At 50.6% G+C, this 23,343-nt stretch carries 18 protein-coding genes; 7 read left to right on the top strand and 11 right to left on the bottom strand.

Annotated elements, in window-relative coordinates; genetic code table 11:
* The first annotated feature begins 101 nt into the window (after positions 1 to 101).
* A complete protein-coding gene (locus M0L20_RS19185) occupies positions 102 to 491 on the top strand; it encodes a VOC family protein (protein WP_248478605.1) in 390 nt (129 codons plus the stop codon).
* Between the two features lie 59 nt (positions 492 to 550).
* Here the strand turns inward: M0L20_RS19185 and M0L20_RS19180 are convergent, their stop codons facing one another.
* The 3 genes from M0L20_RS19180 to M0L20_RS19170 form a co-directional block, all read right to left on the bottom strand.
* Positions 551 to 1,762: an FG-GAP-like repeat-containing protein gene (locus tag M0L20_RS19180; protein WP_435531840.1), complete on the bottom strand. Its 1,212-nt coding sequence runs from the start codon at positions 1,760 to 1,762 to the stop codon at positions 551 to 553.
* Between the two features lie 106 nt (positions 1,763 to 1,868).
* Complete coding sequence (locus M0L20_RS19175) at positions 1,869 to 4,739, bottom strand: PVC-type heme-binding CxxCH protein (RefSeq protein WP_248478601.1); 2,871 nt, start codon at positions 4,737 to 4,739, stop codon at positions 1,869 to 1,871.
* Between the two features lie 68 nt (positions 4,740 to 4,807).
* The gene (locus M0L20_RS19170; RefSeq protein ID WP_248478599.1) at positions 4,808 to 5,494 is read right to left on the bottom strand and encodes a 3-keto-disaccharide hydrolase; all 687 of its coding nucleotides are present in this window, start codon (positions 5,492 to 5,494) and stop codon (positions 4,808 to 4,810) included.
* 625 nt (positions 5,495 to 6,119) lie between these two features.
* Here M0L20_RS19170 and M0L20_RS19165 point away from each other — a divergent pair.
* Positions 6,120 to 7,874: a T9SS type A sorting domain-containing protein gene (locus tag M0L20_RS19165; protein WP_248478597.1), complete on the top strand. Its 1,755-nt coding sequence runs from the start codon at positions 6,120 to 6,122 to the stop codon at positions 7,872 to 7,874.
* 164 nt (positions 7,875 to 8,038) lie between these two features.
* Here the strand turns inward: M0L20_RS19165 and M0L20_RS19160 are convergent, their stop codons facing one another.
* From M0L20_RS19160 to M0L20_RS19140, 5 genes are all read right to left on the bottom strand, one after another.
* The gene (locus M0L20_RS19160) at positions 8,039 to 9,742 is read right to left on the bottom strand and encodes a hypothetical protein (RefSeq protein ID WP_248478596.1); all 1,704 of its coding nucleotides are present in this window, start codon (positions 9,740 to 9,742) and stop codon (positions 8,039 to 8,041) included.
* 13 nt (positions 9,743 to 9,755) lie between these two features.
* A complete protein-coding gene (locus tag M0L20_RS19155) occupies positions 9,756 to 11,102 on the bottom strand; it encodes a DoxX family protein (RefSeq protein WP_248478595.1) in 1,347 nt (448 codons plus the stop codon).
* Between the two features lie 41 nt (positions 11,103 to 11,143).
* Positions 11,144 to 12,487, bottom strand: a complete 1,344-nt coding sequence (locus M0L20_RS19150; RefSeq protein ID WP_248478594.1) for a RagB/SusD family nutrient uptake outer membrane protein — start codon at positions 12,485 to 12,487, stop codon at positions 11,144 to 11,146.
* A gap of 70 nt (positions 12,488 to 12,557) precedes the next feature.
* The gene (locus M0L20_RS19145; RefSeq protein WP_248478593.1) at positions 12,558 to 15,557 is read right to left on the bottom strand and encodes a SusC/RagA family TonB-linked outer membrane protein; all 3,000 of its coding nucleotides are present in this window, start codon (positions 15,555 to 15,557) and stop codon (positions 12,558 to 12,560) included.
* Between the two features lie 600 nt (positions 15,558 to 16,157).
* A complete protein-coding gene (locus M0L20_RS19140; RefSeq protein ID WP_248478592.1) occupies positions 16,158 to 16,490 on the bottom strand; it encodes a hypothetical protein in 333 nt (110 codons plus the stop codon).
* Positions 16,491 to 17,063: 573 nt separating this feature from the next.
* Here M0L20_RS19140 and M0L20_RS19135 point away from each other — a divergent pair.
* The 3 genes from M0L20_RS19135 to M0L20_RS19125 all read left to right on the top strand — a co-directional run bounded on the left by M0L20_RS19135 (position 17,064) and on the right by M0L20_RS19125 (position 18,580).
* Positions 17,064 to 17,321: a hypothetical protein gene (locus M0L20_RS19135; protein WP_232558203.1), complete on the top strand. Its 258-nt coding sequence runs from the start codon at positions 17,064 to 17,066 to the stop codon at positions 17,319 to 17,321.
* A 345-nt stretch (positions 17,322 to 17,666) separates the two neighbouring features.
* On the top strand, positions 17,667 to 18,068 hold the full coding sequence (locus M0L20_RS19130) for a response regulator (RefSeq protein WP_232558202.1): 402 nt from the start codon (positions 17,667 to 17,669) through the stop codon (positions 18,066 to 18,068).
* Between the two features lie 92 nt (positions 18,069 to 18,160).
* The gene (locus M0L20_RS19125; protein WP_232558201.1) at positions 18,161 to 18,580 is read left to right on the top strand and encodes a response regulator; all 420 of its coding nucleotides are present in this window, start codon (positions 18,161 to 18,163) and stop codon (positions 18,578 to 18,580) included.
* Positions 18,581 to 18,613: 33 nt separating this feature from the next.
* Here the strand turns inward: M0L20_RS19125 and M0L20_RS19120 are convergent, their stop codons facing one another.
* The 3 genes from M0L20_RS19120 to M0L20_RS19110 all read right to left on the bottom strand — a co-directional run bounded on the left by M0L20_RS19120 (position 18,614) and on the right by M0L20_RS19110 (position 19,665).
* Positions 18,614 to 18,967 (bottom strand): LytR/AlgR family response regulator transcription factor, encoded by a 354-nt coding sequence (locus M0L20_RS19120; protein WP_232558200.1) that lies wholly within the window; start codon positions 18,965 to 18,967, stop codon positions 18,614 to 18,616.
* Between the two features lie 211 nt (positions 18,968 to 19,178).
* Positions 19,179 to 19,421: a hypothetical protein gene (locus M0L20_RS19115; RefSeq protein WP_232558199.1), complete on the bottom strand. Its 243-nt coding sequence runs from the start codon at positions 19,419 to 19,421 to the stop codon at positions 19,179 to 19,181.
* 55 nt (positions 19,422 to 19,476) lie between these two features.
* The gene (locus M0L20_RS19110; RefSeq protein WP_232558198.1) at positions 19,477 to 19,665 is read right to left on the bottom strand and encodes a hypothetical protein; all 189 of its coding nucleotides are present in this window, start codon (positions 19,663 to 19,665) and stop codon (positions 19,477 to 19,479) included.
* 114 nt (positions 19,666 to 19,779) lie between these two features.
* On the opposite strand from M0L20_RS19110, the gene M0L20_RS19105 reads away from it, so the two are divergent.
* A complete protein-coding gene (locus M0L20_RS19105; protein WP_248478591.1) occupies positions 19,780 to 21,243 on the top strand; it encodes a sodium:solute symporter in 1,464 nt (487 codons plus the stop codon).
* Between the two features lie 26 nt (positions 21,244 to 21,269).
* Positions 21,270 to 23,150 (top strand): TlpA disulfide reductase family protein, encoded by a 1,881-nt coding sequence (locus tag M0L20_RS19100; protein ID WP_248478590.1) that lies wholly within the window; start codon positions 21,270 to 21,272, stop codon positions 23,148 to 23,150.
* Positions 23,151 to 23,343 lie beyond the last annotated feature (193 nt).

Here is a 23,343-nt window from a genome sequence, read left to right as displayed (position 1 = left end):
TTGATCCGTCGTATTCGTGATCGGCAATCCGCTTATCGGGCATTGATAGTTATCAACCAAGCACTAGGCAGACAAGCCGTCTGGGCTCTATTTTTGCCACTATGCATATCGAACACCTGGCTATCTGGGTTCGCGATCTTGAGCAGATGCGGACATTTTATCAGACTTACTTTAGCGCAATCGCTAACCAGAAATACACCAATCACCAGAAGGGCTTTTCGTCCTATTTTCTACGTTTCGACGGTGGGTCGCGCCTGGAACTCATGCACATGCCTACCATTCCGGACAGCCCGCATGATTCCCTACAACAGTTTATCGGTCTTACTCATTTTGCGGTGTCGGTTGGCAGCCGGGACGCTGTTGATGCGCTGACGGAACGGCTCCGGGCGGATGGCTACCTCATCGTGGGCGAACCACGACAAACGGGCGATGGCTATTACGAAAGCGTTGTGCTAGACCCTGAACAGAACCGGATCGAAATCACCGCTTAAGTTTGTTTTATTGCGGCCCTTGCTCCGAAAGGTGTAAACAAACCGTTGAAACCGCCCGACTAACGCGATTTGCTGATTTTATTCTCTAGCAGGAACACACCATTTTTATTGGCAATAACGATATCCGGCTTTTTGTCGCCGTTCATATCCCGCACCACGATGTTAAGACCCGCCCCGGAATCGGTATCGATGATGTGCTCTTTGTAATACGGCTCCCTGCCGGGCGTAAATTCAAACCACATCAGGATGGGGGCGTCACTATCGCCGGGATCGTGGCCGTTATGCGCCAAGTATCGCTTTCCGGTGATGTAATCGGCACGGCCATCGCCGTTCAGATCGGCCATAATGGACGCGTGCGTTTGCGCCGTCGTATTGCTCATCAAATGGGTTTTAAAGTCGATTTTACCCTGTTCGTCGGTAATTTGTTCGTGCCACCAGACACCCAGGGCATGAGCCGAAGCGCTTACCACATCGTTTTTTCCGTCGCCGTTTACATCCAGCACCTGCATGTGCGAGCAAGGTTCGCCCAGATTGGCCGGATGAAAGACCCAGTTACCTGATGCTTTGTCGGCGGTTCCTTCGTACCAGCCTTCGCGAACCACGACATCGTTGAAACCGTCTTTATTCACATCGCCATAACCAATGCCGTGCGAAAAGATTTCGGTGCCGGGCACATTCTCCTTGCTCAGGGCAAAGCGTTTCCATTCGGTCTCACCGGGTTTGGACGGCGACTTTAGCCAGACAATCTGTTTCTTCTTCGTATCCCCGCACAAAATATCGGGTCGGCCATCGCCATCGATGTCGATAAAACCCGGCGACTCGTTGGCGATGCCCACCGAATCCGCCAGGATATGTTTTTTCCATTCGCCCGGCTGGTTGTTTTTGGGGTTCTCAAACCAGAAGCCCGGCTTTCCGGGAAAATCTACCACTACGACATCGTCCCAACCATCCTGATTGACGTCCATACCCAGGTTCAGGAACGAGTTGCTGTACTCCTTGCGCGGATCGAACGCACGGGACGGAGCGAGCTCATGGCGCGTCCAGTTGGGCGCTTCGAACCAGTAATAACCGGCCACGATGTCTGGTTTTCCATCGTTGTTCAGATCAGCGACGGCTACCCCTTCGGAAATAAAATCGCGCGTAAGCTCCGTTTTCCTGAAGTCGCCGGATGGCGTGACCGATTTCGTTGCCCGATTGGTACTGCTGGTGTTTGTGGCCTGTTGCTGGCGTACGTTAAACAACGTTTTATCCTGGCTATAGGCGTTTGTCATCCAGCAGAGAAGCAAGACTCCGCCCAACACCCACCGGCTGTTCTGATCTGTTTTCACGTTCATGACATCCCGATTCGTTTGTTAAAAAACCTAGTTCCGCCCATCGCTACTCTTCCAATGCTTTCACGATCAGCACCTGAATCTCGTGATTTTTGGGTGAGTGCTCCCGTTTCCCGACTCGGTCCTGCAATTCTTTCAGCAACTTTTTAGACTCCTCCGTACCGATAGCGCCAATCCGCTGCACAGTGTACGGCAAATGCTTCGGCATTGTTGATTTCTGAGCCAGTTCCAACGCTCGTTTCATATCCACAGCGGCCAGCGGTTCAGCGGCATACCACAGCATCAGCGGCAAATTATGATCGTCTTTATCGGACGCTTTCTGAACAAGCGCGTCCAGTACATCCCAACGCTGATTCGGTTCCAGTCGCAGCATGGCCGATGTCAGGTACAACCGGACCAGCGACGAATTGTCCTGTCTGGCTATCGCGGCAAACTGCTTCAGCGCTTCGGGGGAAACGGTTTTGTCTTCGGCCAGCAATTGTATCGCCCAGCTTCGGATGTATTCGTTGTCGTTCGCCAGTAAATCGATCAGCTCTTTTTCGGTAAGTCCGCCGGTCACGTGCAACGCCCAGAGCGCCCGAAGTTTGCGGGTCGGATCGGGATTTTTTGCCAGAATCTCTTTCAGGGCTTTATGCACTTTTTTGTTTGGGCCACGTTCCTGCAAAATCGTCCGGGCCTGGCGTACGTACCAGTCGTTGCCGTTGAGCTGATAGTTGACCAGTTCCTTATCCGATGCCTTCGTCAGATCGACCTGTACCCATTTGTCGTTGTCGTGGGTAATCTTAAAAATTCGCCCCATCGTTTTGTTGTGCACATCGGGGTTTGGGCTATGGCACTGATTTTTGTCGTACCAGTCGATGGCCCACACCGAGCCGCTGGGGTCGTATTTCATGTTCAGCCACTGCGACCACGAATCGTTCATGGTCAGAAAATCCGGCTTGTGGGTAACGATATAGCCCGATCCCGCCCGAACCGGATGGTCCTGATTGAGCTTGGCCCCGTTAATATTGTTCATAAATATATCGTTGCGGTATTCCTGCGGCCAGCTATTGCCGAGGTAGATCATTGCCCCCGCGTGAGCGTGCCCCCCTCCCGCCGAAGCCGACCGGAAGTTTCCCGCGTGTGGTCCTCGTTCGCCCACCCAATGCACATGATCGGCGTGGGTTTTGATATCGTCGTACGTATACGGATTAAAATGCTTGCCCGCCTGTCGTTGGTAGCGCCCACCCTGAATCATGTGGTACATGTGCGGAATGACACAAGCGGTGATAAAGGCATGACCGTACTCGTTAAAATCAAGCCCCCACGGATTGCTGGTTCCTTCGGCAAACAACTCAAACTGGTGCGTAGTTGGGTGGTAGCGCCAGACGCCCGCGTTCAGCTTCGTCCGTTCCGAATCTGGTGCACCCGGCTTCCCGACGTTCGAGTGCGTAAATACCCCGTGCGTACCGTAGAGCCAGCCATCGGGGCCCCAGCGCAGGCTGTTCAGCGTTTCGTGCGTGTCTTCCAGTCCCCAGCCATCGAGCAGTTTCTGAGGTGGTCCGGCGGGTTTATCGTTCTTGAAATCTGCCGGGATAAACAGCAGGTAGGGAGCGGCTCCCACCCATACGCCCCCCATGCCCACCTCCATACCACTAACCAGGTTTAGCCCGTCGATAAAGATTTTTTTCTTGTCCAACGTTCCATCACCGTCTGTATCTTCAAAAATCAGAATACGGTCCCGGCCCTGCCCTTCCGGTGCACGAACGGGGTACGTATGGCTTTCGACCACCCACAATCGACCGCGTGCGTCAACGGTGAAACAAATGGGTTTGACCAGTTCCGGTTCGGCGGCCGCCAGGGTAATCGTGAACCCTTTCGACAGGGTCATGACTTTGGCCGCTTCGGTACCAGAAAGACCAGCGTGCAAGACAGGATCGAGGGGCGGCAGGATAATGATATCTTTCTGTTTCAGCTCATTCGGAAAGGTAGGGCGAGTGGGATAAAACTGAAAATCATCAAAGTTGATGTGCGCCCACTTGTCGTGCGGAATGTACGGAATCTGCGAAATACCGGTTTCATTATCGACGATCCGAATGTAAATGTCTTTGTTCAGGTACGGTTGCAGATCGACAACAACCGGCTGAAGCGTGGCCCGGCCTTGTCCGGTGCTGTGAAAAAGTACAGTATTCGTTCCGGCCTGCACCAGTTCGACGCGCGTATCCTGCAATGCCCCACCCGACACCATGAAGGCGGCAAAGGGCTGTGTTACGGTAAATGGGACAGAGGTCAATGTACCGGTCCGTTTGGCGTTGGCTGTCCCACCACTGCTTAAGAAGTAATTGCCCGCATAGCCGATATGCATGTCTTTTTCGTGAACCGGCGATGGGTCGTCCTGGGCAAAAACGGGGTTAGCAAACGCATCGCCCGTGGCGGTCCAGTCCTGTAGGGTACCTGTTTCGAAATTCAGGTTCAGCGGCTGACCGTTTTTCATCGGCACCTGTCCGGCAATTGTCGCATCAGCGATAGCGCCCTCCACCACCTCAAAGCTTCCAACCATGCCAGCAGCCCGGTGTCCCGGAACCGTACAAAAGTAGGTGTCACTTTTGTCGGCGGTGAAAGTAATGCTGGTGCTCTTACCTTTATCCTGAAGGGTTTTACTTTTCAAGCCCAGTTTTTCCAGCGCAATATCGTGCGTCATAACCTCACCGTTGGTGATTGTAATGCGGACGCGGTCGCCCTTGTTCGCTTTCAACGTCGGATTGCGGGAGCCATTTTTGGCGAAGAAACCCAGCATCGTTGCTTCCAGCGCATACTCGCGGTTAATCGCCGTGGTATCCTGAACCGGTTTTGGTTTAGGAGCCTGCGCTCTACAGACCGTTTTAGGCAATAGCACAAAGCCCGAAAGCAGCGTAACGATTAGGTAAAGTATAGGCATAGGATTAAAGGAATAAGTTATCGGAATCGTTTCGACGCGACTGCTCTTTAGCTAGATTATGAAAAGTCTCAAAGCTCAGCGATAGTCAGGTCCCGGAATTCGACCTGGGCAGCTCCTCCGCTGTGAATCTGCACGGCGATTACGCCTTTCTGCGGAATGTTGCTGTCCTGCTCGATGTAGTCGCAGGTTTTAACGCCGTTGATGTATAGCTCATGGTGGTTGCCCTTGCAGCGAATGATGTAGCTGTTCCAGCCCTCTTCGTTCAACATGCGTTTGAGGGTACGCAGATCACCACTGACCAGTTTTTCGCGCCGGTGTTCGTCGTACAGATCACCCCAGAACCCATTGCCGATGTCAGCCTGATAGCCGATAATTTTATCGCCTTCGATAATCGAGCGATACTGAATGCCGCTGTTGATCATACCCGTTGCCGGATTGCCCGACAACCGAAACAGGCAACGAAATTCAAAGTCGCCGTACTCTTTCAGGGTGTGCAGATACGTATTCTCCGGAATCTTATTGATGCCATCCCCGCTTCGGATAACACTGTCTTTGACAAACCACAGCGCAGCATGAGCCGGATTGACAGTTTTCCAACCGGTCAGGGTTTTTCCGTCAAACAGTGACGCTGTCTTTCCGGGCGATTGACCAAAAATCGCCGATCCATTCAGGAAGATAGCCAGTACGACTGGCAAAATCAGCAATTGGCTCGATTGAATCAGCCCACGTAAACAATGATGTTGGTTTACTGTCATCCCCGCAGCGTTTTTGGCCATTGTCCAATTTATCTACAGGCATAAAGCATCCAAAAGCCTCTCTACTACTCATTTAGCGCGCGCCGGGGTTCCTCTCCATTCGTTATGAGCTGTGAACGTTACCCGCTAACTTTTTCTTCTGAAAGCAGTCGCTATCCATTACCTAGTTGATACGTTCTCTTCGATAACCACCAGTGTGATGATATCCTGGCAAAAAAGCACTAACCAGTGCTTTGCGTGTGGCCTATCAAAAATATAATGCCAGACTATAGCCTTATAGTAACCTAAATGCCTATTTATTATTGGCAATGAAATAATATTAACTACTATACTAAATAATAGATCTATTTTTAACTTTTTGTCTATTATTGAAAACTAATTAGTCTACTTTTGCGAAAATGGATTAATTATTGCACTGAACTAGTTATACGTTTCATATCACTCAACACGCTATGTTTTCAACACTACACAAGCAATCTTTCACCGAAAAATTCTTTGATCAGCTTCTATCAAGCTTACATGCTGATTGTACACAATTAGTTACAATTAAATAAGCCGTATATGGCGATTACTAGCTACTCTTTATCTACTATTGCACAAATCGTTAAAACCAGTCCACTTTTACATGAAAAACAATTACGGATTAGTAGCCAGCCAGCCATGGCTGGTTTACGTATGGCTATTGTGTTTCGCCTTGCCAGCCAGTGTCTTTTCCCAGTCCACCCTAACCCTGCTGCCGCCTTCCTACAACTGTACAACCGGCGCAATTACATTTAACAAAAGTGGCGGAGACGGTTCACCCATTGTTTATTCTGCATCGGGTGTCACCCGTTCATCATCGAGCGATAGCGTGGGTGTCGTTGAGCAGAACCTGCGGAATGACCCTAAACCCATTCTAATCCAGGCTACGCAGCGCGGCTATACAGCGAGCTACACGTTCGACTTAAAGGCTTTTTGTAGCACCCCGCCCACCGGCGATCCGCTTAAACTAATCGCGCCTACCTTTAGCTGCTTCACGGTTGGGGCTGTCGCCAAGTTCAATACTACCGGTGGCGACGGCTCACCGATCACGTATTCCTTATCGGATCTGGCACTTACGTCTCCTACCAGCAACACGGTTAACATACAATGCATCGATCCCGAAAAACCGATAACGATTCAGGCGATGCAGAGCGGCTACACCACCAACTATTCGTTCGTTCTGAAAGACGTGTGCCGATTCACCTACATTGGTAAACCAATGACCATCAATACCATCCCGGACCTGACCTTGTCGCCGGGCCAAACCCTGAACGCGTACGATATCAGTAAGTACTTTCAGGATCCTAATTTTGCGTACATCAACCGCTACGAACGCTCGGTTATCTATTCGTTCTCCGCCCAGGGCTTACCAGAGGGAATGACCTATTCGACGGAAGGTACATCGCAGGGGGGAGTAACTTGGGGCCTGGTCGCCAAGTTTCGGGGCAAGGCTCCGGCCAAAGCGGGTGTGTATCCGGTAACCATTACGGCCAGCAACGGCTACTGCGGTCCGGTAAGCGCAACCTTTAACCTGATCGTTTCCGACCAGACAAATACGACAGGGCTAGCCATTCTGCCTCCTTTTTATAATTGTCAGTCTGGACTGATCCAATTCTACACCAACGGTGGCGACGGCTCACCGATCACCTACACCGTACCCGGCGTAACACGCACCGATGTTACCAGCACGGTCGGTATTGTTGAACAGGAATTGCGGAATGACCCAAAGCCAATTATTATACAAGCAACGCAAAGTGGTTATACCGTTCGGTATACGTTTGATTTTGCGGCCTTCTGCAACAACGTACAACCCCCAACGGGAAATACATTAGCCCTCGCCAAACCAACGTACGACTGCGCTACGGGAGCGATTACATTCAACACCACCGGTGGCGACGGCTCGACCATCGAATTTAAAGCTATTGGCATTACGGACTGGTCAACGAACCCGAATCAGTTTGTCGATCGAGAGAGCCGCACAGTGAGCGATGTACAGCCTTTCACGCTGATGGCGCGTCAGAACGGACAGACCGTTACCTACATCTGGGATTTGAAAGCGGCTTGCGGTCGGGCACGTGTCGGTGTAAGTGCAGCTGAATTTGCCGAAGCGTTTTCGCTACAAGTGCTGGGCAATCCGGCGCACGAGCAGGTAGGCGTTCAGATTCGGGGTGCTCAGGGTCAGCCGGTCCAACTACGATTGATGGATTTGCAGGGTCGCCTGCTGGAAAGCCGGACCATCGAACAGCCAGGTACCGTAGAGGAGCAACATTTCCTGCTGACCAACGTAAAACCAGGTTTGTTGCTTCTTCAAGCGGGCACCGCCCAGCAGACGCAAACCGTGAAGGTTATTAAGGAGTAAGCAACCATTACGCCAACAAAAAAAGGGACGGGCTTTCGATAAAGCCCGTCCCTTTTTTATTGGCAATAAATCTTGTCTTTCGCCCGAAGTACACGATCGGCTAAGGGCACGGCATCCTATCGGCAACGACCAAAATGACTACACATAAGATGCCGTTCATTTGATTAATACGAACCCGCGTTCAGGGTACTTTCCGACAAAGCGTAGGGTCTATTGATGCGGTCCAGCACAACCCGAATGGAATCCTTGTTTTCGTCTATCCCCGTCAGCACCACATGTGATCCGTCTGTCGTTTGGTAATGAAGAATCATACGCTTGCGTTTGCCGTCTTCCTGCCGCGCTTCGGATTGTATACCTTTCGTTCGCCGGGTAGTGCGAGCAATAGCCTCAATTTTAGCGTCTTCGGGACCAATACGGGCCTGAGCCGTGGTTGGTATCCAGTTATCGGTGGGATTGCCTTTAGACCGTGCCTTCTCTTTATTTCGCTTGGGCGATGGGCTGCCTTCTCCTTCGCTACCCTCCCCCCGGCGGCCGTCGAATGGTCGGTATTTGTCCTGTAAGTACAACACGTGATTGACTGGATCAGCAACGTAATAGAATACCCGCTGTCCCCCCGCAACGCCCGTTAGCTCGAAGGTTCGGTTAATGTCGCGCATGGGTGAGCCACCCCCGTTCGATAGATCAAGCGGGACTGCACGGTTCACCTTAAACGTCAGCGTCGACCAGTTTTCGAACGTAGCTTGCTGCCAACGAATCGAATCCAGCGGTGTGTACGGAATTACTTTGTTATTAACCCGAAACTCACTCACCTGATAATTTCCCCGCAATTCCCGAACGCCTTTCTGAGCGGGCTGTTTGTACGGATCGTAGCGAAAATTAAGGTACTGGATCCAGAATAACAGCACCAGAAAAATACCAATCGTCGCGCTTTTCAGACCGATACGTGCCACCTGCTGCCAGCCCCTGAACGTTGGGTAGAAATGAACCGGAACTGTAAGTCGCTCACGAATCAGCAGGTTGTACAAATCCCGAACGTAATACACTAGTAAAAATCCCGCCAATAGCACAAAATACGAGCTGTAGCCGTGTACACCTCCGTCATAAGCCAGGTTGACGTAAACGATATCGGCCAGCGCCCCAAACAGCAGAACGGCACCCCAGAACGTGGTAGCCCGAAAAAATAGCAGAGCCCCCGCCAGCACTTCGACAACGCCCGCAAACACTTCATACCAGGGAACAATACCGATGGACAACCAGTAAATCTTCTGCGCCGTCAGATCGCCGAAATTTGTGTTCAGCAGACCCAGCGACGGATACGGCAGTTGGGTGGGCATGAGTTTGGTAAAGCCAAAGCCAATAATGCCAATGCCCGCCCGGTAGCGCACCACTACCCGCAGCCAGTAGTAAAGCAGGTTATAATTCCTGGGCTCGGTTTTTCGCCACCGCACGACAGCCGTCCAAACCAGCCCAAGTCCACCTGCAACGAGTAGAATGAAGACCCATTCGCCGTAACCCATCCAGGCAGGCCACCACTTCGCCCGACCGAGAATATTAGGCTGAAAACGCGCGACATCGTATAAATCACGATAATGCAGGTGCAACCAGTCGAGCGAGAAGACATTTTTATACCAGGAAGCACCCGTTGGCAGCGAGATCGCGATAAAAAAAAGGAAGGCGATGCGGAAGCTGATCTTCTGACCAGTTGTCCAGTTCTGGTGCCGGTTCGACTTTTCGGTTGGCAGGGGTTTTGATGGAGCCGGTGCATTGGCCGTATCAAATGCGCTGTTAACCGGATTGGCTTCGGCTAATTCTTCGGGGGAAACCAGCCCTAAGTCCAGCCGTTCGGGGTTGATATTCGGGAATGCCATTGTTCAGCGTAGGTTAGAGTTTGAGCGTTCCCCGGCGACCTGCTTTGGCCGCTTCATTGAGGAGGTATTTTTTGTCTAGTCGATTCAGCACCGCATACACCGAATCCCGGTTCTCATTCCGTCCGGATAAGATAATCCCGGTTGCCCCCAACCGCTCGTAATGAAGCGTCAGCGTTTCGTTCGGATAGTTCGGGTTCCGGTTTTTCAGGGTTAGCAAGTGCTGTACGGAATCTACCTGATAGCTGTAATAATGTCGGCTAGCCGATCCTGCCAGCTCGTACGTCCGATCCGCATCAGCCGTGTAAATTTGTTCGGTATTATCGGTAACCAGCTTGACAGGCCGGTTCGACCGGATGCTGATGGTATTCCAGGTTTCAAACACAACGTCCTGCCAACGAACCGGATCGGTATTCGCGTACGGAATGGCTTTACCCGCCACGCTGAACTCCGCGACATCATACAGACCCGCAGCCCCGGCTAAACCCGGCGACTGGGGAAACTGGTAAGGTCCCGTTTTGTAGGCCGCGTACGTTTTGTAGCCGTAGACCACAACCGCAAAGAAGATAAACGCACTTTTGAGCGCTAACCGACCGTACCGCTGCCACTGCTCGCTAAAGACAGGTCGAAACCGGTTGGGCAGAGTCGGCTGCTCCAGTGAGACAAGCCGTAACAACCGAATGGCATCGAACGCAAACAGGAAAAGGGCGAACGTTGTCAGCAGAAAACTATACACGTATTCACCCCCTTCGTACGCCAGATTGGACACGAAAATATTGCCCAGAAACGGAATGACAACCAACGTACCGATGGCCGTCGTTTTCCGGTTAAGCAACAACAGACCGCCTAGGATTTCGACTAGCCCCAGAAAGGATTCATATGAAGGAACAATGCCGAGACTCAACGAAAACAACTTCCAGGCGGTAAAATCACCGTAAGGTGTATTCAGGTTGCTGATGGATGGCAGCGGAGCCTGTAGCGGAAACAATTTGATGAACCCGTAGGCAATGACACCGATAGACAGCCGATACCGCAGCACAACCCGCAACCAGTACTGCAAGGCGGTGTAGTCCGTCCGCGTTGCATCGCGCATGGTCCAAATCACGGTTCCAACCGCCGAGATAAGGGCGACAACGGCCCAGTCCGCAAACGTATCGGTCGGCCCGAAAAAGTGGGGGGCGTAATGCGATAATCGAAATAAGTCGCGGTAGTAAGAAGCACCCCAATCAATGGTCAACAGATCGTAATAAAACCGTCCGCTGAGGGGTACCGCCTGAATCAGGAAGTAAATAAAGGCAAAGCGGAACGCAAGGACTTCCCCCTTGGTCCAGGCGGGTTGTGAAGTGGATTCTGCTTTAGTCATTGTCTTATTTAGTTAAAAACGTCGGATCGGTATCGGGTTGATCAATAGCCCGGATTCTGCGTGAGTGCCTTGTCCGCCAGGATTTCGCTGTTCGGGATAGGCAGTACGTACTTGCTGGCATCGCTGATACCCAGCACCGTAGCTACCCGTCCCGTACGAACCAGATTGAACCAGCGGTCGGCTTCGAAGGGAAACTCCACCTGCCGCTCGGCTTCAATAGCCAGCAGCAGCGCGTCCTTGGTAGCGACTTGCGAGAGGGGTACGCCGGCCCGGTCGCGAACCGCGTTCAGATCGGCCAGCGCCGTTGTTGTTTTACCCAGTTGGGCGCGGGCTTCGGCGCGAATCAGGTAAAGCTCAGCGATGCGAATGACATAGGCCGGATCAGTACCGAGTGGCGTACGATAATACAGTTTGCCGTACCACAGATTACCTGGAGGAGCGGTTTGCGCGATCAACTCTTTTCGGTTGCCACCAACAGCGGGGTCATTCAGCAACGAAACCAACGTACCATTGGGAGCCCATTCGCGTCGGCCACTGAGTGCAGGAGGCAGCCACCAGTTGTAGTGCCCGTTTTTAAACGAGTTCGTGTAAGCGATTTCAAAAACGGACTCCGAAGTAGCCACCGCATTGTTGGTGTAAAAGGCGCTGTAGGGTTTAGCCAGTTTGTAATTCGTAGCATCGTCGATGAGCTTGCTGGCGTAGGTTTCCGCTTGTTCCCACTCCTGCCGGTACAGATGATACCGCGCCCGCAGCGCCCAGACTGTTTTGCGGGTAATTTTGTTCCGGTTGGTTGTATTGCTCAACAGGGGTTCCGCCGTTGTCAAATCCTTCAGCACCTGCGCGTAGGTATCCTCGACGCTGCTCCGGGTAATGCCGGTATTGTCAGCGGGCGTACGCGTTGGCTTGGTAATCAGTTGAACCCCGCCCCATCCGCGAACGAGGTCGAAATACGATAACGCCCGAATGGCGTAGGCTTCTCCCTGAATCTGGTTTTTCCGATCAGCGGTAAGCTGTGGATCGGTCAGGTTCGGAACGGCTTCAAGCAGGTAATTGGCTTGCAGGATGGTTCGGTAGATAGCCGACCAGGCCGAGCCGACATACCCATTATCGGCGGTCAGTTTGCGGGCGGTAATCTCCTGCGGAGCCGACTGCGATCCGGTCCACTGGATGTCTCCCCCCGACAGATACGCGATAGCCGGAAAGTTGGAGCCGTAATACCCATCACTTCCCAGGCGGTTATACAGGCCATTGACGGCTGCTTCGGCGGTACTGGCATTCGTGATGGCCTGCGATTGATCGACCTGTAACTCCGGCTGCACGTCTAAAAAACGCTGGCAACTGGTAAACAGCACGATCAACGCAATGAGCTTGCTACTATGTTTCATAAAAATTATTGCTTTCTACGCAGACTGTCGGATTGAAAAAAGAGGAATTATCGGTAGACCACTCACGCGGTTACAAGGTAAGATTAAGGCCAAACTGAGCCGTCCGGGGCTGTGGTGGCGTACCCAGATCGTACCCTTGCGTCGTTGGATCGCCGGTGACGTTTACTTCGGGGTCTGGTCCCTGGTAACGGCTCAGCAACCACAGGTTGGAACCGCTGTAATAAATCCGGGCCGATGAGATACCGATTTTACGAAGAATCTCTTTGGGGATCGTGTAGCCAAATACCAGCGAGTTCAGTCGGATAAAGGACCCGTCTTCGACAAAGCGGCTGATCGGGCTGAGGTTGTAATTGTTACCCAGCGTCGTTACGCGCGGTACATCCGTGATATCTCCTTCTTTTTGCCAGCGGTTGAGCTGATTTTTGTTGATGGCCCGCCGGTCGTCGCGCGTTCCACCCGATTCGTGGAAAAAGCGGTTGTTGTTAAAGACTTTATTCCCGGAGCTGAAATTAAAAAAGACGGACAAGTCGAAGCCTTTGTAAGAAAAGGTGTTGTTCAGGCCACCAAAGAATTTGGGCAATGCACTCCCGTAAAACTGGCGGTCGGCTACGGTAATTTTACCGTCCTTGTTCACGTCATCGTAAACAGCATCGCCCGTTTTCGGATCAACGTACAACTGTTTGTAGACATAGAATGAGTGGAACGATTGGCCTTCCGCCATGCGCTCGGTGGCATAACTGGCATCAACCGGAATGGACAGTTTCTCGATCCGGTTCACGTTACCAGCAATGTTGAAACTCGTGTTCCACTGAAACCCGTTCCTGTTGATGTTCAACGAATTAATAGCAAATTCGAGGCCCCGGTTGCTGATTTCGCCGTCGTTGCGGTAGATGCTGGCGAAACCTGAGCTTTGGGCCAGCGGCACCTGTAGCAACAGATCGTACGTGTACTTTGAATACGCGTTCAGTTCTAGCCCGATCCGGTTGTTCAGCAACCCAACGTTCAGGCCAATGTTTGCCTGCCGGGTCGTTTCCCACTTCAGCTCCGGATTAGCCAGTTGCACGGGTACCGTACCCGGATTGTCCTGGTAATTGTTTCCCCCGCCCCACAGTCCGCGCGATGCGTAGTTGCCGATGCCGTTCTGATTACCCGTCCAGCCAATGCTGGCGCGTACTTTCAGATCGCTCAAAAAATTCACATCCCGCAGGAAGTTCTCCTGTTTGAGCTGCCAGGCCACCCCCGCCGACGGGAAATAGCCCCAGCGATGGCCAACCGCGAATTTCGACGAAGCATCGGCCCGCAGGCTGGCTTCCAGGAAGTATTTCTTGGCAAAATTGTAATCGACCCGGCCGAAGAAAGACACCAGATTGTACTCATTTCGGTTCGATGACGACGTCGTTACCGAAGCCGACGCGATTTGTTTAAAGGCATCCGACGGAAAATTCGTACCCTGGCCCAGCGTTTGCGTTGACACATTCCCCTGGAACGTATTCCCAACCAACGCGCCGAAACTATGCTGACTACCAAACGTTTGTCGGTACGAAAGTGTCTGTTCGTTGATCCAGATTGTGTTCTTACTAACGCTCGACGTGGCTAGTCCTTTGCTGGCACTACCCCGGTTGGTCAGGGTGTTCCAATATTCGTATTCGTTGTAATCGTTGTAATCGATGCTCCAGCTACTGCGCAGTTTCAGCCCGCTTAAAATGTCGTACTCGCCGTAGATGTTACCAATGTACCGGCTGCTGGTCGAGTGCATATCGGTATTGTTGATCAGCACATCCAGGTTATCAAAGCCCGCCCACTTTGCGTAGGTGCCGTCAGTGTTGAACTTGGGTAAGTAGGTAGGCGTATGCAAAGCGGCCTGTAAAATTCCACCCTGAGGGCCATCACCAACCCGGGCGTTGGTCCGGTTGGATTGCGACAGGATGTTGCTCGTTCCAATGCGAATTTTATCGGTAATATCCTGATCCAGATTTAGTTTGAAACTGGCGCGGGCGAAGTCGTTGGTCCGCAGCGTAGCCTGTTGACTGGTATACCCGCCACCGATGTAAAACCGGGTTTGCTTCGTACCACCCGACACAGCGAGGTCGTAATTCTGAAGCGCACCGGTCCGGAAAATATCGCCTAAACGGTCGTAGGTAGGTTGTTCTTCCGGCAGACCGCGCCCTCCTTCGGAAACCGGGCGAAACGGACGAGTAGATGCCGGCTTACCGTCGTTAATCCAGGCTTCGTTGATGATGGTTGCGTGCTCGGGACCCGTTACTAAGTCCCAAAGTTTAGGGGCCCAGGCCTGCCCAACGGATGTATTCAGGGACACCTTGGTTTTGCTGTTGTAGCTTCCCCGTTTGGTCGTGATCAGGACAACACCATTGGCCGCTCTGGCTCCATAGATGGCCGTCGCTTCCGCATCTTTCAGAATCGAAATGGATTCAATATCAGCGGGATTAATATCGGCCAGCGGATTGTTGGACTGGCCCTGGGTCGTAATTTTTTGCAGCGACTGGTTGTTGACAAATACACCGTCAACCACGTAAAGCGGGTCGTTGCTTGCATTGATCGAGGTTGTTCCCCGGATGCGGAAGAAAATACCATCACCGGGCACACCCGTGTTGGCCGCTACCTGCACACCAGCCGCCCGCCCCTGCAACTGCTGGTCGAAACTGGCGACCGGACGATTCTTGATTTCATCGGCATTGACCTGCGTGACCGAACCGACCAGATTCCTACGATCCTGGGTACCATAGCCCACAACCACTACTTCATTCAGTTGAGACGTTGATTCGCGGAGCGTTATGGTCAGCGGAGCACTACCGCTAACGGCCAGTGTTGCCGTTTGATAGCCGATGGCGGAGACAACAAGTTGATCACCCGAACGGGCATCCAGGTTAAAACGGCCATCCGCATCGGTCGTCGCCCCTTTTGTTTGGCTTTTAACAACCACGTTCGCGCCGGGTAAAGGTTCACCGTTGTCGGTCCTAACGGTGCCGGTTATGCGTGATCCGGTTGATTGTGCCAGCAACCATCCGCAAGAGAATAGCCAGACTACTCCTGCAAATAAAAGTTTTTGCATTACTTTGTATTGGTTATGAGAAAAAAAGTGAGGCCGGTCCGACGCTTCGGTTGCCAGAGCCTTATTGTTAGCCAGTCGAAACGGTTGCCGCCGTTTCGACTTTTTTTTGCGCTCTATAATTCAGTTGCCGCTGAATTACGAACCACAGGTTACCGGTGCTACGGCACCAATAAATTATCTATCTACACATGTGGGATTGATTATATTGGTTTATAAGAAGCGATACATCTCGATTTTGAACGCAATTGGTTGACGCATTTATAATTATATCTATAGAATTTATAGATTATAACCCATTACTTACATTTACTCATCGGTGAACATCATTGATTAGATAGCGTGACGACAGGTGTATTAAACCACTCAACCTATTCAGATAAGGTTGCTACAGACAAACCTGGATAGTGCTACAGTTAATAGACGGGCAAAGTTGGGTAGCCGATTTTATTTTTGCAAGTGCTTTGTAAAAAAATGATTATCAATCAATTAGCTAATAGTCTATCGGGATATAGGTTTATTAGAAGAGAGCGGATGCTAATCCGTTAAGAATCATTTGGTCTGCCACTGGCAAGCTAAGGTGGAGTGTAGTGATAAACTCGCTTAAATACGATTAATAAAATTGGCAAGGTTGGCTTGGGTCTGATGCAAGCCTGCTAGTGCGGCTCCGTGTTCCTGCTGACGTCGTAACGTCTGGGCCACAGCGATAATCTGACTCCCCAATCGACCCTGCTCTTCAATGCTCATCCGGTTGTATTGCTGTTGCCGATTCGTTTCCCACGAAAACAGTTCTGTCTTGGCATCATAAACGCCAATCGGAATGCCGATTTGCCCTACTGAGATATGTTGTAACAGGCCAATCGCTTCATTCTGAGATGTACAGTAGAGCTGTTGGTATTGACCATCTTTAGCGTAAATAAGCGAAAAGCGGCTCATCAGGTAATTTACAAGCTAATTGTTAAGGAGTTACGGTAAAAAATATAAATTCTCTAAAGTCTGGTAGACATATCAATTCATCGGAGCTGTTGACCGCAGTTTGTTATGAGCCATATCGACCAGCACGGTAATTGATTAAAAAAACGGGCCGCCCTCTAGGCAGCCCATTTAAACAAATACCTAACCTAAGAAATTAATGATGCAAGATACTACAAAAAACTTATAGTTAACGATTTTTATATAAAACAAACAAAATAATTACTTTACTATAATATGTATTAACAAATAGAATGATCATTGATTCAGTATAAACCAAATTTAGCTTGCCCCTTTATTCAGAAAAGAAAGCCGGGAAGTCTATGAAACTACGGATTCCTGGAGGAATGAGTACGATGCATTTCAAGCTCGTGCCCAATGCCCCCGAACGTTGTTGCCCCTATCGCTGCCTTATTGACTTTCGACAGCCAGCCGTTTAGCGGCAGTAAAGCGGACGCTTTTTGTTAGCTCCTTCCCATAATTTTTAACCTAATCTACAATTTGCGGTTTATAGGGAGAAATCTGTAATCTACTCCAATGGCAAGACTTAAAAAAAACCTTCAGCCAATCAGTCATGAACCGGTTGGCCAAGCCGGTCAAGCTCATGATGTGTTTGCTCTTGAGAATGTTACTCAGCTACGGGAAGCTGTAGACCAGGCAGTTTATGGGGATTCTGAAGAAACCGAACCGAATGACCCACAGCGTGTTCATACTGTTGAAGGACTAACGACGTTAGGGCAAATGGGACTCTTGACGGAGATGGACCTGGACGAAGCGAAGAAAGGCTATTTGTAGGTACCACCGACTGGTCAAGTGTTTTCAGACCGCTCTATGTTGCCAAGGTACTGCAAGCAAATGAATTTTCAGCCCGTACGCGTACTCCTTGCAAGCTCATATCTTCCCGGCTAGGCGCATTATAAAGTTTGAAATTTGTTGTGCTGCCCAGCAACCACAGCCACTGTCGAGGACAGTCTGTGGTTGCTGGGTAACATGACCTGATCTAGCTTAACAGATTTTAATAGGCTAGGTACGGGTAGAATGTGCTTTTTATCCTGTTTCTTGGGAGCTGTTTACTAATTTTAAACGTAGTTTCATCGTATACCGCCGAAAGCCCTAATCGTACCCGCCATTTCGCTGCCTATGCTAACAACTTGCCCCCGCGTCTGGATTGTTGATGATGATACCGATGATCAGTACCTGTTCGAAATTGCGTTTAAGCGGCTTGTTCCCCCCGTAGAGATTAAGCTTCTCGACGATGGAGAAGAGTTGATTCCCGCGCTTATGCAAACGTCGGACCTGCCCAATCTGATCATTCTGGATCTGAACATGCCCCGGCTCAATGGCTTCGAAACGCTCAAGCAACTGCGTCAAACCCCACCCTACCAACACGTACCCGTCATTGTACTGACCACCTCTTCGCATCGGGAAGATCAGGAAAAAGCCGCCCGACTAGGTGCCAATGGTTTTCTGACAAAGCCACCCTCCATGGACTTGTTATTGGTCTTGTTTGGTCAACTGGTACAGGACTGGGAGTTGAGTTGATTCGTTTACCAGGGTCCGCTTAAAAAGTTTTCGATCATGGTAGTTGCCTACAAGCTACCTTCGTTCGATGTTTATCACTCAACGAAATGGCAATGCGAACCGATCAGCGTGCTAACGTCATGCTAATCGATGACGACGAGGACGATTACTATCTACTCAATCAGGCATTCGGGAATTACTCGAAGCAAGTTACTCTTTCGCACCAGCAGACGGTTACCGAGCTATTGGAATCGCTGTTGCACTTAGACTCGTTACCAGACCTTATTCTGCTGGATTTCAATATTCCCCCGAGTAACGCCCTGGATGTACTAGCGGTTCTGAAACAGGATTCTCGCACCAACATGATTCCGGTTATTGTCTGGTCAGGTTCCCTGGAGAAGGGGCAAATCACCCAATGCTATCAGGCAGGAGCTAACTCCGTATTACTCAAATCCCCTAGCCTATCTGGCCTGGTACACATCGTTCGTCAATTGTGCGAATACTGGTTTGAAGCAAGTCAGCTCCCTTCTTAAGTTAAATCAGTTAACGACAGGGTAGCCAGTTTTTTAGCTTTCCACGGGGAAGCTTTGTGCGCTGAACGAGGCCATACCAAGCGTATGACGAACCTGGTTGATGCGTCGGTGAGCGATCTCAATGTGCTGTCCTGTACTCATCACTATCCATGCCTGCTTGGCTTTGGTCTGTTCAAAGCGAACAATGTGTTTAGGATTGATGAGTACCGATTTATGGACGCGAACAAATGCAGGTAGCTTCGCTTCAAAACCTTTCAGGGTCTGAGAAGCCAGATAAGAGTGGCTATCAATAAAGTGTAATCGGGCGTAATTACCGTCGCCTTCAATCCACACGATCGAACTATTAACTATGGGTTTATCTAATCCAGCTACTTTTAGCGTAGTCATGCACAAACGTTGATGATAAAATGTACAGTTTGGGCATGGGCCAGTAAGTCAGTTGAGAAGTGATGTGTTATACTTACTTATACGTTCAGCGAAGGAAACTGGATTTGTCAGCCGAATAATAATTGCGACAAAAGAGCGACCGCTTCACCGTCCATAAAACAGCAGGCCCCCTACGCTTGGGGGCCTGCTGTTTTATGGTAGATATCACTGTTTATCGTTCGACCGCCGTAATAAGCAGATCGTGTCCTTTCGTATTCAGTTCCCAGTCATTGTGCTGCGGATTCCATTTAAACATTAACTCTCGCTCACACGGATTCCCGTAATCGTTGGTCACGGGAAATTTTACAGCGTGGAGATTGTTCTCCTGTGGTTGTTCAGGCAGACTACTAAAAGCGTTCACTAACTCATCAAGGCTGACTTGCAGATTTTGCAGGGGCTGTGTGTTCATCTTCATAGCAATACTGTTTAAAGGTATGTTCACCTTATAAACCCCGTAAAGCTCCGGTAGTTTAAAGACTGGTTATCAATATCCGTTGGGCAAGCCGGTAAGCTACCGTTTCGTTCAGTACAATCGTACAGCGATCCGTCACGCGTAGGTAAGAATAGCCTACGCAGTGAGCCTGACGAACCAGAACTTTATATTTATCCGTAAATTGCGCCAATACAAACTCGGTAATGTGCTTATCGGCTACTTTCAACGTTCAATCGGGTGCTTGTTAGCGATGATGGATAAATTGCACAACAACAAGCCATTTTACCAGCCTTATCGTACCTTAGACAACCTCAGTTTATAAAAAAGTGCTTTTCGCTGCATGAATACCACCGTTGCTTTAGTGATTTTGATTGCCTATTTCGGCATGTTGATCGCGGTATCCTTCTATACTGCCAGGGGAGCTGATACCAACACCTTTTTTACCGCCAACCGACAGTCGCCCTGGTGGCTGGTTGCGTTCGGCATGATTGGCACTTCGCTGTCAGGTGTTACGTTTATATCGGTGCCGGGAGCCGTGGGTAAAATCGGCTTTTCGTATTTTCAGGTTGTACTCGGATACATCATCGGCTACTTCGTCATCGGCTCGGTACTCATGCCGCTCTACTACCGATTAAATCTGATCTCTATTTACGGCTACCTCGAAAAGCGCTTTGGCTTCTGGTCGTACAAGACTGGAGCAGGCTTTTTTCTGCTATCCCGAACGGTGGGTTCTGCCGTCCGGCTTTACGTTGCCGCCGGGGTGTTGCAAATCGCGTTGTTCAGTCCGCTGGGCGTTCCGTTTGAGGTCTCCGTGCTGATCACCATTGGTCTGATCTGGATATACACGTTCAAAGGTGGCGTTAAAACGATTATTGTCACGGACACGCTTCAAACGTTATTCTTAATCACCGCCGTTATCCTGACGATTTTTCTGATTTCTAAAGAACTGAACTTATCCTTCGGTGGCCTGATAAAAACGGTCAGTGACAGCCCGATGTCGCAGGTTTTTTACTGGGAAGGCAATGATTCCAAAAACTTCTTCAAACAATTTATTTCGGGTGCCTTTATCGCCATCGTGATGACGGGTCTGGATCAGGATTTGATGCAGAAAAACCTGACGTGCAAAAACATCGGGGAAGCCCAGAAGAACATGTTCTGGTTTACCGTTACGCTCGTGATCGTTAATTTTCTATTCCTTAGTTTAGGAGTTTTGCTGTATCAGTATGCGCAGAAAGAAGGCATCGCGATTCCAGCCCGTACCGACGATTTATACCCGTTGCTGGCCCTGAACCATCTTGGTTTAGTGGTTGCAATTACGTTCCTGCTTGGAATCACGGCGGCTACCTACGCCAGTGCCGACTCCGCCCTGACGGCCCTCACAACCTCGTTCTGCGTTGATTTTATGAACGTTGAGAAACGGTCGGAGTCCGACCGTTCCCGGATTAAGCACATTGTCCACATCGGCTTTTCGCTGCTTTTTTACGTTGTCATTATTGTTTTCCGCCAACTAAACAGCAAAGAAGTAATCACCGCTGTATTCGATATTGCGGGTTATACGTACGGGCCACTGCTTGGCTTGTATGCGTTCGGTATTTTCAGCAAACGCCCGGTTATTGATCGTTTTGTACCGTTCATTTGCCTGGCTTCACCCGTATTCACGTACATTGTCAATGAAAATTCAGCGGCCTGGTTTGGCGGCTATCAGTTTGGGTTCGAGCGTTTACTGCTCAATGGGTTATTTACCTTCGTCGGTTTACTGGCGGTATCCAAACCGGTCAAAAAAGAAGAGCCAGTGGTCGTATAACTTGCAACGCCTTTCCTTTTTACGTTATGAAATGTATTAGTAGTTTTTTTCTTTTACTCGTAGCCACGCAGGCATCGGTGCTGGCTCAGTTTCGTTTCTCGCCCGAAAAGCCGCAGGTTGGTCAAACCGTTTCGTTTACCTATACGCCACAGGCCACCCCGCTGGCGACGGACAGCACACTCGAAGGACGGTTTGTATATTACGGCGCACCAACAGCCATGCACCTGAGTCGTCCGACAACCGCTGCGCTTATGCGGCAGGGCAACGTGTTCGTCGGGCAGGTACTGATTCCGTTGAAAGGAGTAACGGGCGCGATGCTGGCCTTTCGCAATAGCAAACAACCTCAACGCATCGACCTGAACAAGGGCCAGTTGTACGTGATTCCGGTTTACGACGCCACGGGTCAGACCGTTCCGCACGCTATCGCGGGACAATCGTCGGTTTTTACCCGTAGTCATTTTCTGTACGAACTGGGTAGTCGTCCTGATCAGAACCGGGTGGTTTCGTTGTACGCGCAGGAGTTTCAGGCCAACCCTACCCTTTATCCGATGTACTGGTCGGATTATCTGGCCTCCCAAATCAAGCAGAAAAAACCCGGTTACGGCCCGAAAGTAAAGCTGGGTATCGAAACGTATCTGGCATCCCGACCGGCTCTTACGGCGGCAGAGCTAACAGCGGGCGCTCAGCTATACGAAAACATGGGCGACTTCCCCAAGGCCAACGCCCTGCGCGAACGCATGAAATCGCTCGACCCCGCCGGATCACTTGTACAACGAGATCGGGCCACCGCAGTTCGAAATGAAACGGACTGGACTCGCAAAAAACTGGCATACCAGGCTTATCAGAAGGAATTTCCGAACGCATCCTACCTGCCTCCGCTGACCGTTATGATGACGGACGGTTACTTCAAAAACAACGATATCCGCGGTTTGGTCGCTTTTGTCGAGCAGCAACCCGTAGCGCATACCGATGTACTGATGCTGAACACAATGGCTTTTCAACTAGCAGACGAACGGCGATCCCTGCCGGAAGCCGAGCAGTTGATCAAGCGTGCTATGATGATCCAGAAAACACAGCCGAAATCCGGCAACGGTGATGATCGGCAACGGCAGTTGATGAATACCTACGCCCGCGTACTGGAGCAGCAGGGTAAATACGCCGAAGCGTACACAGCCTATCAGGACGTTATCAATCCGAATGCCATAGAAGACAGCGACCCACGGCTCAACGAACGGTATTTCCTGTGCGCGCTTCAGGCTAACCATGCCGCTGATGCTCAGGCGGTAACCGAATCCGCTATCCGGGTTGGGAAAGCTACCCCCCGGCTGAAAACCGTTTTTCGGGACTGGTACGCTAAACAATCCGGCAACACAGTCGCCAAAGCCGATACGTACCTGACTGAACTGGAAGCCGACCTGCGGGCCGACCAGACGGACGAACTCCGGGACATCCTCATCAATGAGCCCGCCCCCGCTTTCTCGATGACCGATTTGCAGGGACGGACCATTTCGTCGGCTTCGCTGCGCGGCAAGGTGATCGTACTGGATTTCTGGGCAACCTGGTGTGGTCCTTGCATCGCATCGTTCCCGGCTATGAAACAGGCGCAATCGAAGTTTGAGAATGACTCCAAGGTGCAGTTTTTGTTTGTCAATACCCGTGAAGGCGGTCCTTTACAGCGGGTACACAACTTTATGAACCGGCAACCGTATGGTTCTTACGGCTTTACGGTACCGATTGACGCTAGTCAGCGCGTGTCGCGGGCGTACAAAGTGCAGGGTATTCCAACCAAGGTCGTTATTGATCCGAAAGGTCGTGTACGCTACCGCCAGATTGGCTACTCCGGCGACCCGGAAACCACCGTGAATGAATTGACGCTGGTCGTAGAGATGTTAAAAGACGAAAAGTAATCAACAGACCTACTATACCTCAAACTCTTTTAGCTTACGATGGCGATCGGTAAAACGATTAGACTCTTTCTCATCGAAGGAGATCCTAATGGAAGAATGAGTTGCGAATTATCAAACTGGACGGGAAAAGCATTCAGGATACCCAGAACAAAAGTCAAAGACTGTATCGACAGAAAGGAGTTAAAAGGAACTG

The organism is Spirosoma liriopis (assembly GCF_023196085.1).
In the GTDB taxonomy this organism is placed as follows: Bacteria; Bacteroidota; Bacteroidia; order Cytophagales; family Spirosomataceae; genus Spirosoma; species Spirosoma oryzicola.
This window is presented reverse-complemented; position numbering and strand designations above follow the sequence as displayed.